This window comes from Streptomyces griseoruber (assembly GCF_001514205.1).
In the GTDB taxonomy this organism is placed as follows: domain Bacteria; phylum Actinomycetota; class Actinomycetes; order Streptomycetales; family Streptomycetaceae; genus Streptomyces; species Streptomyces griseoruber.
Genome location: NZ_KQ948763.1, coordinates 961739 through 974844, shown reverse-complemented (window position 1 = coordinate 974844; position 13106 = coordinate 961739). Strand labels below are relative to the sequence as shown.

Sequence of the window (13106 nt, the reverse complement as noted above, 5' to 3'; positions counted from 1 at the left end):
CTGTCCCCCAACGGAGCCATGCACCGGGAGCACGCCGATGGCCACCACCGAACGCCCACAGGGGCGCCTGCGTGCCTGGATGCTGGAGGGCCTGTCCGACATGGGCAAGGGCCACGCTCAGCAGGCCAGGCAGACCGAGTCCGAACCGGAGCACAAGGGCCAGCGCTGGTACCGGGTGATGTGCCTGACCGGTGTCGACTACTTCTCCACCCTCGGTTACCAGCCCGGCATCGCCGCGCTCGCGGCCGGTCTGCTGTCACCCATCGCGACCATCGTGCTGGTGATCGTCACCCTGGCCGGCGCGCTGCCGGTCTACCGGCGGGTGGCCGACGAGAGCCCCCACGGCGAGGGCTCGATCGCGATGCTGGAACGGCTGCTGTCCTTCTGGCAGGGCAAGCTGTTCGTCCTGACCCTGCTGGGCTTCGCCGCCACCGACTTCCTGATCACCATCACCCTGTCGGCCGCCGACGCCTCCACCCACCTGGTCGAGAACCCCCATCTGACCAGTGCCCTGCACAACCAGCAGATGATCATCACCCTGACGCTCGTCGCCCTGCTCGGCGCGGTGTTCCTCAAGGGCTTCCTGGAGGCCATCGGCGTCGCGGTCGCCCTGGTGGTGGTGTACCTGGGCCTGAACGTCGTGGTCGTGATGGTCGGCCTGTGGCATGTGTTCACCGCGGGCCATGTGGTCACCGACTGGGCCGACGCCCTGACCGCCGAGCACGGCAATGTCTTCGCGATGATCGGTGTGTCCCTGCTGGTCTTCCCCAAGCTGGCCCTGGGCCTGTCCGGCTTCGAGACCGGCGTCGCCGTCATGCCGCACGTCAAGGGCGACCCGGGCGACACGGAGGAGACCCCCAGGGGCCGGATCCGGGACACCAAGAAACTGCTCACGGCCGCCGCCCTGATCATGAGCGTCTTCCTGATCGCGACCAGCTTCATCACCACGTGGCTGATCCCGGAGAAGGAGTTCGAGTCCGGCGGCCAGGCCAACGGCCGCGCCCTCGCCTATCTGGCCCACGAGTACCTGGGCAGCGCCTTCGGCACGGTCTACGACATCTCGACCATCGCGATCCTCTGGTTCGCCGGCGCCTCCGCGATGGCCGGCCTGCTGAACCTGATGCCCCGCTACCTGCCGCGCTACGGCATGGCCCCGCACTGGGCGCGGGCCGTCCGCCCGATGGTGATCGTCTTCACGCTCATCGGTTTCCTCGTCACGTGGGTCTTCGACGCGGACGTGGACGCACAGGGCGGCGCGTACGCCACCGGCGTGCTGGTGCTGATCAGCTCGGCCGCGATCGCCGTGACCATCGCGGCCCGCAAGGCCGGACAGCGCAACTGGACGATCGGCTTCGCGGTCATCGCGGCGGTGTTCCTCTACGTCACCGTCGCGAACGTCATCGAGCGTCCCGACGGCGTGAAGATCGGTGCCTGCTTCATCGCCGGCATCATCCTCGTCTCCCTCCTCTCCCGGCTGGCCCGCGCCTTCGAGCTGCGCGTCACCAGCGTCACGCTGGACGACATGGCGGAACGATTCGTCCGGGACATGTCCCACCGCCGCATCCGGTTCATCGCCAACGAGCCGGACCAGCGCGACCAGGCCGAGTACCGCGACAAGATCGAGCAGATCCGGGCCGACAACGACATGCCGGAACAGGAGGACTTCGTCTTCGTCGAGGTGACGGTCACCGACCCCTCCGAGTTCGAGGCGGGCCTGACCGTCCGCGGCGAGGTCCTGCACAGCCGCTACCGCGTCCTGACCCTGGAATCCTCCTCCATCCCCAACGCCCTCGCCGCACTACTCCTCCACGTCCGCGACGAGACGGGCTGCACCCCGCACATCTACTTCGAGTGGACCGAGGGCGGCCCCTTCGCCAACTTCCTGCGCTTCTTCCTCTTCGGCCAGGGCGAGGTCGCCCCGGTCACCCGCGAGGTCCTGCGCGAGGCCGAACCGGACCGCGCCCGCCGCCCACGCGTGCACACCGGCTGAGGCTCCGACCGGCGACCGCGTCAGAGTCCCGTCAATATTCACCCGTACGGCGTCAGGACCCCGTCAGCGACAGGCCCCCGACCCCACACAGCCGCCTAGCGTCAGCGACATGACGCAGATGGACCCGTGGGCCCCGGCCGGCGACCGCCACTGGCGCGGCAGCGCCCGGCTGGCGGCGACCTGCGCCCTGGTGTTCTGCGCCTTTTCGCTGCTCGTGGACTGGGACGCGGGCAGCCTTACGCTCCTCCGAGCCCTGCTGTGGCTGGCCTTGTCCGCCGCCGTCCTCTCCGTCCTCCTCCCGCCCCGGGTGACCGCGGGCCCCGGCTGGCTGACGGTACGCACCCCTTGGCGGCGGCACATCGTGCGTACGGACGCGCTGGTGGCCATACGGCAGTACGACGGCGTCTCCTCGCACCTGATCCTGCGCGACAACCGCGGCGGGCGCCTGGAACTCGACCCGCGCGTCCTCACCGCCAACCCCCTGATCTGGCACGAGCTCGACACCGGCGTACGCCGCTCCGTCGAACTCGGCACGCTCCGCCACGGCGCGGACGTCCTGGAACGGCTCGGCCACCGGATCGACGACGAGACCACCCGAGCGGTCCTGAGGGCATCCGGCCTCTCCTGACTCCGGACTCCGGACTCCGACTGAGATGACACAAATAATTGTCATCTCAACTGAAATTGACACCCTCAAGAGCGTGCCGAACGACGCCCAACTGCTCTTCGCCGACCACGTCGGCCGTTTCCACGCCCGCCAGTACGGCTTCCCTCCCATGGCCGGACGCCTGCTCGGCCATGGGTTCGACACATGTCGTCCGGGTCGAACGCACAGTACAGCAGGCCCTCTTCGCGCATGACGTCACTGATCACGTCCCCGAAGGGATCAAGGACCGGCGACACTCCCCTCGTGCTCTCCTCGGCAACCCGTGCTGCCTCCTCGCCCAGGCTGCCGAGCGTCCTCGCCGACTGCTCGCCGAAGACACCCAGGTCGTAGTCCTTGCCTGCCGAGCCGGGATCGCGGGTTGGCCACAGCGGCGGATAGGTCGAGATGTGCACCTGCTCGGCTTCGGCCATCAGCGTGTAGCGCGCGAGTGGGGTGGTGTTCTCGCCGCAGAGCAGCGCACCGAGGCGCCCCAAGGGTGTGGGGACGACTGATGAGACGCAGCACCTGGACCGCGCCCATCATCACGTCCGGGATGACGGCGGCACGGTCGACCGATGCCCCGTCCCAGTTCCAGTGCCGGGAGGCGACCGCGGACCCCTCGTGCAGCAGGTCGTCGCCGAAGCCGATGATCGCGCCGTCGATGTCGCCCATGTCCTCGGACCGGTACACCTGCCCTCGGCCGACCAGTGTCAGCGTCGGAGAGCCCACTCTCACCGGCTTCCCGTCGATGAACTGCGTACCGGTGCCGGATCGGAGCCAGAACAGCGAGTGGAAGCCCTCGCGCTGCTCCGCCTGACAGCCGGTCTCGGTGTCAGGCACCCCCGACCGGATCCTCACCACGTCGACGGATCGCCCACCCTCCGCAAGGCCGCGCACCGGCAGGTCACGCGGGTCGCCCGACCGCCGACGGAACCGTGCCGGCTTCCGTCTCGCGGCCTGCCGCACATCCCCACTCCCGTTCCCCTGCGACGCGAGGGCGCCATTCGCGCCGGTCGGGTCCAGCTGTTCCGCATCCATGGGCCGGGCACATCCTCCACAGCCTGGGAACCGTCCCGTCGCGGGCCCTCCACGTTCACGCTCGCAGCCGTCCACCGGGTGTGAGCCCGTGGCTACGACCGCGCGGACACCCCGCCCGCTACCGACAGGGCCCGTACGGCCCGGGCGACGTCCGTGCCTCCGCTGCGCCGAGCGGGCACCGGTGCCCAGCGCAGCGTCGAGGGGGCGGCACGGACTGGCACGGCACCCCGGCCGGCGTTCAGCGACAGCACAGGCGCCGTCTCAGGCGCCGAGGTCGGCGGTGGCCTCGGCGCCGACGCCCGAGCATCCGGATCCGTCGTCCGCGGCACGAGTTGCGCCCGGCCCTTCCGCCATCCGGCGGGCCGCTTCGCCGAGGCCGTCGGCGAGCGCCCGCACCTGACCGGGCGTGAGCACGTCGAAGAGCAGCTCCCGCACCGTCTCCACATGACCGGGCGCCGCACGCTCCAGCAGCGCCATTCCCTCGTCGGTGAGTACGGCGAAGACCGCCCGGTCGTCACTGGGACAGGATCGCCGGCGCACCAGCCCGGACTTCTCCATCTGCCCGATCTGATACGTCAGCCCGCTCTTGGAGTTGACCAGCGCGCCGGCCAGCTCGGCCATCCGCATCTCCCGGTCCGGCGCCCCGCTGAGCCGGGCCATGATCTCGTACTGCAGGCCGGACAAGCCGAAATCGCGCTTGAGTCGCTGCTCAAGACGCCGGTACAGCAGCGCGTGCGCGGTGGTGAAGGCCGTCCAGGCACGCTTCTCCTCATCGTTCAGCCAACGCGTATGACCCACGTCACACCTCTCTCGGTTATTCAAATTGGAACTCGCAGTCTATCGTCCATCTAGCGTTCAAATTTGAATCAATCTACGCCACGGGAGATGCCATGACCACCAGCACCGCCGCCGCCACCGTCCGCACCCGGGTCCGTATCCCGCTGAGCTTCGCCGACGGCTACCAGGTGACCGCGGAGGTGGTCACCTTCAACGGCCTGGCCGACGGTGCCGAGCACGTCGCCCTGGTCCTGGGCGATCCGGCCACCGCTGCCGCCCCGCTGGTGCGTCTGCACTCCGAATGCCTCACCGGCGACGTCTTCGGCTCCGCCCGCTGCGACTGCGGACCCCAGCTGCGCGAGGCCGTCGAGCGCATCGCCGCAACCGGCGGCGTCCTGCTCTACCTCCGCCAGGAAGGCCGCGGCATCGGCCTCTACAACAAGCTCGACGCCTACGCCCTGCAGGACGCCGGCCTGGACACCTACCAGGCCAACACCGCCCTCGGCCTGCCCGAGGACGCCCGCGACTACACCGCCGCCGCCCAGATGCTCACCGCCCTCGGCACCACCGACCTCGACCTCCTCACCAACAACCCCGACAAGGAACGGCAGTTGCGGAACCTCGGCATCACCGTCACCCGCACCGTCCCCACCGGCGTCCACACCACCCCCAGCAACCTGCGCTACCTCCACGCCAAGATCCAGCACACCCACCACACCATCACCCTCGGCCCGGCGCCGGTTCTGGTCGGCTGACGCCCGGAACCTCGACGTCGTCCTCGGGATCTGTTCCCGGTGGAGTTCCCCTCCGGTCAGGGCAGCGACCTCGCCGGCGTCGTCACGGCTGTCGGTGACGGAGTGGACGGACCGGCCGTCGGCGACGAGGTGCTGGGCTGGACGCCGGGGCCGGCCGCCCAGGCGACCCATGTGGCCGTCCCGGCGGTCCAGTTGGTGGCCAAGCCCCCTCTGGTTGGCCGGGATGTGGCCGGCGCCCCGCACATGGCCGGTGCCACGGCCCACGCGTCTGCCCGTGCCGTCGCCCCCCGGCCCGGGGAGACGGTCGCCGTGTCCGCCGCCGCGGGCGGGGTCGGCTCGTTCCTCGCGCAGATGCTCACCGGCCGGGGCGTGCGCGTGCTCGGCATCGCCTCGTCGGCCAACGCCGAGTGGCTGGAGATGCACGGCGTCGTCCCGGTGCCCTACGGAGACGGCCTGCGCGAACGGCTCGAAGAGGCGGCGGGAGCGGACGGAATCGACGCGGTCATCGACCTCTACGGGCCGGAGTACCTCGACCTCGCCGTCGGCCTTCGCATACCGCCGGAACGCATCCAGACGACCGTCGCCATGCAACGTGCCGCGGAGACCGGCGCCAGGACCGACGGCCGCCACAACGCGACCGCACGCGAGATCCTGGTGGAGCTGGTCGACCTGGTCGCCTCGGGTGCCGTCGAGATCCCGAGCGCCGCCACGTACCCGCTCGACCGCGTCGCCGGCGCCTTCGCAGAGCTGGAACAGCGTCACACCCGGGGCAAGATCGTCCTGATGCCCTGACGGGGGCCGAGGGCGGCCCGGGAAGACCGCCCGGGCCTCGCACGGTCTTGTGGCGCCGCCGTAGGCCACTTCGGTGCTGTTCGCACTCGCGACCTTGCCGCTGCGCGGAGATCCGCCTCACCGGCCCGGTTCCGACCTGGACGTCGTACGCCGTCTGCTGCGGATCCACAGGTTCGGAACCGTGTCGGCCGGGGCGTCATAACGCCGAGCATGTACCGGCGGCTCAACACAGTGAGTGCCCAGTGGATCGACCAGGGCCTACGCTCGTGAGGCCGTCCGTGAAACGGCACGGGGACCTCGAGCACCGTGCGCTGGTGCGACGACGTCCCCACGGCGACCGCGGAGGCGGTTTCGGAGCGGTTGTGAGAGCGGCTCGCTGTGGAGGGGCTTCTCCGTCGGTTGGCGGTGGCGTCGACGCTGGACGATGCGCGAGCAGCGAGCGAGTTCCATCGGCTGGGCGGCTTCTGCCTCGCCACGCGCGCATGGGGCAGGGAGTCGACTTCCCGGCGCGGCGGCTGGGCTTGGTGTGGATCAACAAGCCCCCGTGCGCGCCCTTCGCGGACCGGCGTCGCCGCCCGGCGCGCGGCGGCCGCGGAGTGGGCGAGGGCGGTCGGCACCGAGGCGGCCCGCGACGCGTGAGCACTGCCCGCAGCTGGCGGCTACGGACCAGCGGCAGGATGGGACGGCTGCCGCGCTCGGTGGACCATCGGGGCAACGTGGTTCAGCGACCGCAGAACTCGCCGACACGACCGCCTTGCGCCGAGCCTGTCGCGAGGCCTTTCTGGAGTCGCTGGACCCGGGAACTGCTCACAACCGATCCGATCACGGGCGAGGCGGCGGGCGAAACGTCGTGACGATGGCGCAGGGAGGGGAAACGATCTGGCGCCTTCTGGCAGAGCAGGACCACCTCGGCGCGGCGCGTGCACGTGGGTGGGGCACACCGCCGGACAGAGCAAGCCGACAGGTGCTGAGGACCGTACCGGGTGCGACTCCGTCGACGCGGGACCACTCGTGCAGGGCGGGCTGTTCGCCCCGGACACGCCCGCCTGCGGTGCTCCCTGCGCGGAGCTGCCCAGCGGCTCGTTCGGCTCTGTGGCGGCGGGCCCCGCCACAGCCGAACCGCGCGGACGTCTGTGACAACGGCTCTCCCCGCGAGCGAGGAAGCAGGACAACGCACGCCCTCCCGCGTCGCGCTACACCGCTTCGCCGAGCTGTGCCGCCGGTCGGCGGCTGCCGAGCAGCAGTCCGCCGGCCGTCAGGGCCGAGGCGAGGCCGAGGATGCCGACGGCCCTGGCCAGGCCCCCGGTGGCCGATTCCAGAGCGAGCAGGACGAGCGGGCAGATGAACTCGCCCGCGAAGAAGGCGGCCGTCCACAGTCCGGTGCCGCGGCCGCGGTCCGCGTAGTCCAGCCGGGACATGGCGATGGTCAGCAGTGAGGGCAGCAGCATGCCGGTGCCCAGGCAGTTGAGCACCGCACCGGCGATCACCACCACGGGGCTGCTCGCCAGGGCGATCACCACGAATCCGGCCGCGCACAGGGCGAAGACCAGGGGCAGCCTGCCGGCGGGGTTGCCTGCCCGTTTGGCGAAGACGACGGAGCCCGCCACCGTGGCGAGACTGGCGATCGCGGTGGCCAGGCCGATGATGCCGGTGGACTTCACGCCCAGGCCGTCGAGCAGGTAGGACATCTCGACGGGCACGGTGTAGAAGACCATCGCACCGAACACCGTGAGCGTGCAGATGCCCGCCAGCCGTCGCACGGGGAACTGCTTCTTCTCGGCCGCCGGCTCTTCGGGCGCCGCCGCGTTCTCCGGCCGGGGCTTGGACAGGACGGCGGCCATGGCGGGGGCCAGCAGCAGGCCGACGGCGTAGATCCAGAAGGGCGCGCGCCAGCCCGCCGAGCCGGCGGCGCCTCCGATGACGAAGAACGCGGTGGCGGAGACGGAAGCGCACATGGTCTGCAGGGCCAGATACCGGTCGCGCACCCGGCCGCTGTAGTGGTCGCCGATCAACGTGGTGCAGCAGGTCATGATGGCCGCCTCGGTGACGCCGACCAGCGCCCGGCTGATCACGATGGCTTCCAGCGAGTCCAGCCACAGCGGAGCCGTACCGAGCAGCGCGTACAGCAGCGTCGCCCACACCAGGAGTCGTATCCGGCCGAGGCGGTCCACGATGACGCCCGCGAAGGGGGCCAGCAGTGCGAGCGCGAGCGCCGGGATGGTCAGGACGACGGGGACAAGGGTCTTCGCGCCGGGTACGGCAGCGAAGTGCTCCTGCATCTTCGGCAGGACCGGCGCGATCAGGACGGCCCCCAGCACGGGCAGACAGCTGCCGGCCATCAGCAGCATGGCGCGCAGCGGGCCCGCGTTCTCGGTGCTCGGGTGAGTGCTGTCGGTGGGCGAGGGCAGGGAAACGGGTCTGGACATGCCGAACTCCACATGTGGTGGCAGGGTGGGCGCCGTCCCGTGCCGTGGCTGTGCCACGCGGTGGGGCGCCGACGCATTCGAGGGATCGCGCCCAGGACAGCGCGTCAGGAACTGCCCCGACTATGAGCCAGCCCGCCGCCGTCGCCTACCCTTCGCGCCATCGAACTGCCGGATCCCCTCATCCGCTCAGCGGATGGCCGGCCGACGCCACGCGCGCCGCCGTCTCCCGCAGCCAGATGTGCGCGGCGTCGCGGGTGTGGACGGGGTGCCACCACAGCGCCTCCTGCAGCGGTACGGAGTGGTAGGGCGGTTTCATGATCCGTACCGGTGCGCTACCGCGGAGGCGTTCGGCGAGGAGTGCGGGGATGAGGGCGATGCGGCGGGTGCCGGCGACCAGGAAGGGCAGCGCCGTGAAGCTGTCGACGGAGACGCCCACCCGTGGTTCGATGCCGAGCATGCCGAGTTGGCGGACCGCCGGGGAGTCGTAGGCGCGCAGGTACGTCACCCACGGCAGCCGTGCCACGTCGTCACGGGTGAGGTCATCGCCCACCTCGTGGTTGTCCTCGGCGACGAGGAACACCCAGTGGTCCTGGAACAGCTCGGTGGTGGGGAAACCGCTGATGATGCCGTGCGGCAGGATCATGCCGTCCACGGTGCTCAGCAACGCGCCCGGCTCCTCGACGATGCCGGCGGGGATCTGCGTGAAGCGCACGCGGATGCCGGGGGCGTCACGGTCGAAGGCCCGGGCGAGTTCGGCTCCGAAGACCGTCACCGAGTAGTCGGTGGCGGCGAGAGTGAATTCTCGCGACTCCACGGCCGGATCGAAGTCGGCCTGGCTGGTGAAGAGGCGTTCCAGCAGGCCGCAGGCCGCCGTGGTGCGGTCGAGGAGGACCTCGCCCAGGGCTGTCAGCTCGTAGTGGCCGCCGACGCGGGCGAGCAGGTCGTCGTCGAACTGGCGGCGCAGCTTGGCCAGGGCGGCGCTCATCGCGGGCTGGCTCAGCCCGATGCGGCGACCGGCCCGGGTCACGTTGCGCTCCTCCAACAGGGCGCGCAGGGCGACGACCAGGTTGAGATCAAGGCTTGCCAGGTTCACGGCGCGCTCCAGCATGCGAGGACGGCGATCCGTCGCCATCAGCGGTACGGATGATCAGATCCACAGAATCAATTTCTCAGATCGGGCGAGTGCGGCCAGATTAGTCCCATCGCCATCAGGAGGACATGTTCGTGAAACCCGCAGCCACGTCCGTGCCTTTCGCCGGCCCCTACGCTCTCGGCACCCTCTCCGGCCCTGACGGGGTCCCGTTTCCCGCTCTGGTCACGCCGGACGGCCGCGCTCTCGACCTGCGCACCGCCCTCGGTGAACAGGAGGCGGCGTGAACCGGCACGACCCCGAGGGCGCGATCGCCGAGGCCGCCGAGGCCTACTCCAACTGGGGCCGCTGGGGCGAGGACGACGTGCTCGGCACCCTCAACTTCCTCGACGAGAGCAAGCGCCGTGAGGGCGCCGCACTGGTCCGCCGAGGCACCAGCTTCTCCCTCTCCCAGCGTTTCGACATGAACGGCCCGCAGAAGGGCTGGCGGCGGCGCACCAACCCGGTGCACACCATGCTCGACACCGGCACCGACGCGGCCCTCGGCAACCAGGGCTTCCCGCACGGCATCGGCGGCGCCGACGACGTGATCGCGATGCCGTTGCAGTGCTCCACCCAGTGGGACGGGCTCGGGCACATCTTCGACCACGGCAGGGCATGGAACGGGCGGGCGGCCGAGAAGGTCGTCACCTCCGACGGCGACCTCGTCACCGGCATCGAGCACATGGCGCCGTACGTCGCCGGGCGCGGCGTCCTGCTGGACGTCGGACGGGTGATCGGTGACCGTGGGGACACCTCCCGCTCGAGCGCAGCCGAGAGTGGGGGAGAGTTGCCGGACGGGTTCGCGATCACCGAGGAGCACCTGGCCGCGACCGCCGAGGCGCACGGGGTGACCGTCGGCCGCGGCGACATCATCCTCGTCCGCACCGGTCACCTCACCCGCGCCCGGCGCGACGGCTGGGGCGACTACGCGGGCGGACCGGCACCCGGCCTGTCCTTCACCACCGCCGGCTGGCTGCACCGCACCGAGATCGCCGCGATCGCCACCGACACCTGGGGCTTCGAGGTCCGGCCGAACGAGTTCGAGAACGCCTTCCAGCCGCTGCATCAGGTCGTCATCCCCCACATGGGTCTGCTGATCGGTGAGATGTGGGACCTCGACGCCCTCGCCGAGGACTGCGCCGAGGACCGCGTGTACGAGTTCTGGCTCACCGCCGCTCCCCTGCCCATCACCGGAGCCGTCGGCTCACCCGTCAATCCCATAGCTGTCAAGTAACCCACGGGACAAGGGAGTTCCCATGATCACAGCCAGGAGAGTCCTCGTCATCGGCGGCGGCTTCGCCGGCAACACCGTGACGATCCTGTTGCGCCGCGCCGGCCTCACCGTCGACCTCGTCGAGGCCAAACCGGACTGGAACGCCACCACCGGCTCCGGCATCACCGTCCAGGGCAACGCCCTGCGCGTCCTGCGTGAACTCGGTTTGTGGGAGCAGGTGGAGTCCTCCGGCTTCCCCTTCGGCTCGCTGGGCATCACCGCCCCGGACGGCACCCTCCTGCACGTCGTCGAGGACATCAGGACCGGCGGGGAGGATCTGCCCGCCACCCTCGGCATGCGGCGCCCCCAGCTCCAGCAGATCCTCAGCGACGCGGTCCGCGCCTGTGGCGCCACCGTCCGCCTGGGCACCACCGCCGAGATCCTGGACCAGGGCACGAAGGGCGTCCGGGTGCGCTTCAGCGACGGCACCGAGGGCCGCTACGCCCTGGTCATCGGCGCCGACGGCCTGAACTCCGCCACCCGCGCGATGATCGGCATCACCGACAAGCCCGAACCCACCGGCCAGGCGATCTGGCGCACCCCCGCCCCGCGCCCCGCAGACGTCACCCGCACCGACCTGACGTTCGGCGGCCCCGCGTACGCCGCCGGGTACTGCCCGACCAGCGAGAGCACCCTCTATGCCTACGTCGTCGAGGCATGCCGCGGCCGTGACACGATCCCGCCGGGGTCGTACGCGGACGAGATGCGCCGCCTCGCCGACCAGTACGGCGGTGTCTGGCCCGAGATCGCCCAGCACATCACCGACCCGGGGAAGATCAACTACACCTGGTACCACCGGTTGCTGGTCGAGGGCTCCTGGCACCGCGGCCGGATCGTCCTGATCGGCGACGCCGTCCACTGCTGCCCGCCCAGCCTCGCGCAAGGGGCGGCCATGTCGCTGGAGGACGCCCTCGTCCTCGCCGAGCTGCTCACCAGCGGACGGGACTGGGACGACGACCTGTTCCAGACCTACTACGAGCGCCGCATTCCCCGGGTGCGGACCGTCGTCGACGCGTCCGTGCAGCTCGGCCAGTGGCAGCTGGACGAAGTGCGCGGCGACGTGCTGGGGCTGATCGGCCGGTCCATGACCCTCCTCAAGGCGCTCCCGTGATGCAGCCCACCGTGGATGTGCACGCACACGTCCTGCTGCCCGAGGCCCCGGCTCCGACCACCCCTTCGACATGCGCGCCGAGGACCCCGTAGGCGCGCTGCCTGCCGCCCGCCTGCCCGACACCGACTTCGACGCCGTGCGCGGCGGCAACGCGGCCGCGCTGCTCAACCTCACTGAGGAGGAACCCCCACAATGAACCACCTGCTCACCCACCTGCGGCACGTCGATCTCGCCGTGCCCGACTACGACAGACAACTCGACTTCTACTCCGGCGTCTGGGGCCTGACCAAGGTCACCGAGGACTCCGGCATCTCCTTCCTGGCCGCCGAGGGCTCCCCCGAGCAGTACGTCGTCCGGCTGCGCAAGGCCGACGAGAAGCGCCTCGACCTGGTCTCCTACGGTGTGGCTTCACCGCAGGACGTGGACACCCTCGCCGAGCGGCTCCTGGCCGGCGGCGTGCAACTGATCTCCCAGCCGGGCACGGTGGACACCCCCGGCGGCGGTTACGGCTTCCGCTTCTTCGACGTCGACGGGCGCACCATCGAGGTCTCCGCGGACGTCGAGGTACGACAGCACCGCAAGATCGAGGAGAAGGAGTCGATCCCGGTCAAGCTGTCACACGTCGTCCTCAACTCGCCGGACCTGAACAAAACCCGGGAGTGGTACGAGACCCACCTCGGTTTCCGCCTCTCCGACACGCTCTGGCATCCCCGCATGGGGGAGGCCATGCACTTCATGCGGATCAGCTCCCAGCACCACTCCATGGCGATCGCGCAGGGCCCGCACACCGCCCTGCACCACGTCTCCTTCGAAATGCGCGGCATCGACGAGTACATGCGCGGCACCGGCCGTCTGCTGCGGGCCGGTGTCCGCAAGCTCTGGGGCCCGGGACGCCACACGGCGGGCGACAACACGTTCACGTACTTCCTGGACCCGCACGGCAACACCGTCGAGTACACGACGGAGCTGGAGACCCTGGACGAGGACACCTGGCACCCGCACGTCTACGACTTCTCCGAGGACGGCGTCGCCGATCAGTGGGGTACGGCCAACCCGATGAACGAACTCATCGCCAAGGAGTCGTTCAACGACGTCGACCGAGGCGTGTTCGTCGCCCCGCCCGTCTGATCTCCCGAGTTCCGGGGGGCGCGGCGGCCCCGTCAACC

Annotated in this window: 13 protein-coding genes; 9 read left to right on the top strand and 4 right to left on the bottom strand. The window is 70.4% G+C overall.

All coding sequences use genetic code 11. The features are described 5' to 3' along the window. Positions 1–37 precede the first annotated feature (37 nt). On the top strand, positions 38–1990 hold the full coding sequence (locus AQJ64_RS04170) for an APC family permease (protein ID WP_055631473.1): 1953 nt from the start codon (positions 38–40) through the stop codon (positions 1988–1990). Positions 1991–2099: 109 nt separating this feature from the next. Then, positions 2100–2618, top strand: coding sequence for a hypothetical protein (locus AQJ64_RS04165; RefSeq protein WP_055631472.1), 519 nt, complete (start codon positions 2100–2102; stop codon positions 2616–2618). A 65-nt stretch (positions 2619–2683) separates the two neighbouring features. Here the strand turns inward: AQJ64_RS04165 and AQJ64_RS49995 are convergent, their stop codons facing one another. Together AQJ64_RS49995 and AQJ64_RS04155 are read right to left on the bottom strand one after the other, a co-directional pair. After that, positions 2684–3130, bottom strand: coding sequence for a carbon-nitrogen hydrolase family protein (locus AQJ64_RS49995; protein ID WP_206189593.1), 447 nt, complete (start codon positions 3128–3130; stop codon positions 2684–2686). Positions 3131–3935: 805 nt separating this feature from the next. Next, positions 3936–4472 (bottom strand): MarR family winged helix-turn-helix transcriptional regulator, encoded by a 537-nt coding sequence (locus AQJ64_RS04155; protein WP_079061439.1) that lies wholly within the window; start codon positions 4470–4472, stop codon positions 3936–3938. Positions 4473–4564: 92 nt separating this feature from the next. Here AQJ64_RS04155 and AQJ64_RS04150 point away from each other — a divergent pair, with 92 nt between their 5' ends. Together AQJ64_RS04150 and AQJ64_RS04145 are read left to right on the top strand one after the other, a co-directional pair. Beyond that, the gene (locus AQJ64_RS04150; RefSeq protein WP_055631470.1) at positions 4565–5206 is read left to right on the top strand and encodes a GTP cyclohydrolase II; all 642 of its coding nucleotides are present in this window, start codon (positions 4565–4567) and stop codon (positions 5204–5206) included. A gap of 39 nt (positions 5207–5245) precedes the next feature. Further along, a complete protein-coding gene (locus AQJ64_RS04145; protein ID WP_055631469.1) occupies positions 5246–5998 on the top strand; it encodes a zinc-binding dehydrogenase in 753 nt (250 codons plus the stop codon). Between the two features lie 1193 nt (positions 5999–7191). Here the strand turns inward: AQJ64_RS04145 and AQJ64_RS04140 are convergent. Together AQJ64_RS04140 and AQJ64_RS04135 are read right to left on the bottom strand one after the other, a co-directional pair. After that, complete coding sequence (locus tag AQJ64_RS04140) at positions 7192–8424, bottom strand: MFS transporter (RefSeq protein WP_055631468.1); 1233 nt, start codon at positions 8422–8424, stop codon at positions 7192–7194. Between the two features lie 178 nt (positions 8425–8602). Then, positions 8603–9517: a LysR family transcriptional regulator gene (locus AQJ64_RS04135; protein ID WP_055631545.1), complete on the bottom strand. Its 915-nt coding sequence runs from the start codon at positions 9515–9517 to the stop codon at positions 8603–8605. Positions 9518–9648: 131 nt separating this feature from the next. Here AQJ64_RS04135 and AQJ64_RS47710 point away from each other — a divergent pair, with 131 nt between their 5' ends. The 5 genes from AQJ64_RS47710 to AQJ64_RS04120 all read left to right on the top strand — a co-directional run bounded on the left by AQJ64_RS47710 (position 9649) and on the right by AQJ64_RS04120 (position 13068). Beyond that, complete coding sequence (locus AQJ64_RS47710) at positions 9649–9801, top strand: hypothetical protein (protein ID WP_397807676.1); 153 nt, start codon at positions 9649–9651, stop codon at positions 9799–9801. Continuing rightward, positions 9798–10790 (top strand): cyclase family protein, encoded by a 993-nt coding sequence (locus tag AQJ64_RS04130; RefSeq protein WP_055631467.1) that lies wholly within the window; start codon positions 9798–9800, stop codon positions 10788–10790. Before AQJ64_RS47710 ends, AQJ64_RS04130 begins: the two co-directional genes overlap by 4 nt. 22 nt (positions 10791–10812) lie before the next feature. Continuing rightward, entirely contained in the window at positions 10813–11940 is a 1128-nt protein-coding gene (locus AQJ64_RS04125) for an FAD-dependent oxidoreductase (RefSeq protein WP_055631466.1), read from the top strand. A 70-nt stretch (positions 11941–12010) separates the two neighbouring features. Further along, positions 12011–12136 (top strand): hypothetical protein, encoded by a 126-nt coding sequence (locus AQJ64_RS51635; RefSeq protein WP_276206601.1) that lies wholly within the window; start codon positions 12011–12013, stop codon positions 12134–12136. Then, on the top strand, positions 12133–13068 hold the full coding sequence (locus AQJ64_RS04120; RefSeq protein WP_055631465.1) for a VOC family protein: 936 nt from the start codon (positions 12133–12135) through the stop codon (positions 13066–13068). The genes AQJ64_RS51635 and AQJ64_RS04120 overlap by 4 nt, the downstream gene beginning before the upstream one ends. The last annotated feature ends 38 nt before the right edge of the window (positions 13069–13106 follow it).

Coding starts and splice junctions, on each gene's coding strand:
- AQJ64_RS51635 (WP_276206601.1), top strand. CDS start 12,011: ATGCGCGCCGAGGACCCCGTAGGCGCGCTGCCTGCCGCCCGCCTGCCC.
- AQJ64_RS04150 (WP_055631470.1), top strand. CDS start 4,565: ATGACCACCAGCACCGCCGCCGCCACCGTCCGCACCCGGGTCCGTATC.
- AQJ64_RS04170 (WP_055631473.1), top strand. CDS start 38: ATGGCCACCACCGAACGCCCACAGGGGCGCCTGCGTGCCTGGATGCTG.
- AQJ64_RS04125 (WP_055631466.1), top strand. CDS start 10,813: ATGATCACAGCCAGGAGAGTCCTCGTCATCGGCGGCGGCTTCGCCGGC.
- AQJ64_RS04165 (WP_055631472.1), top strand. CDS start 2,100: ATGACGCAGATGGACCCGTGGGCCCCGGCCGGCGACCGCCACTGGCGC.
- AQJ64_RS04120 (WP_055631465.1), top strand. CDS start 12,133: ATGAACCACCTGCTCACCCACCTGCGGCACGTCGATCTCGCCGTGCCC.
- AQJ64_RS04140 (WP_055631468.1), bottom strand. CDS start 8,424: ATGTCCAGACCCGTTTCCCTGCCCTCGCCCACCGACAGCACTCACCCG.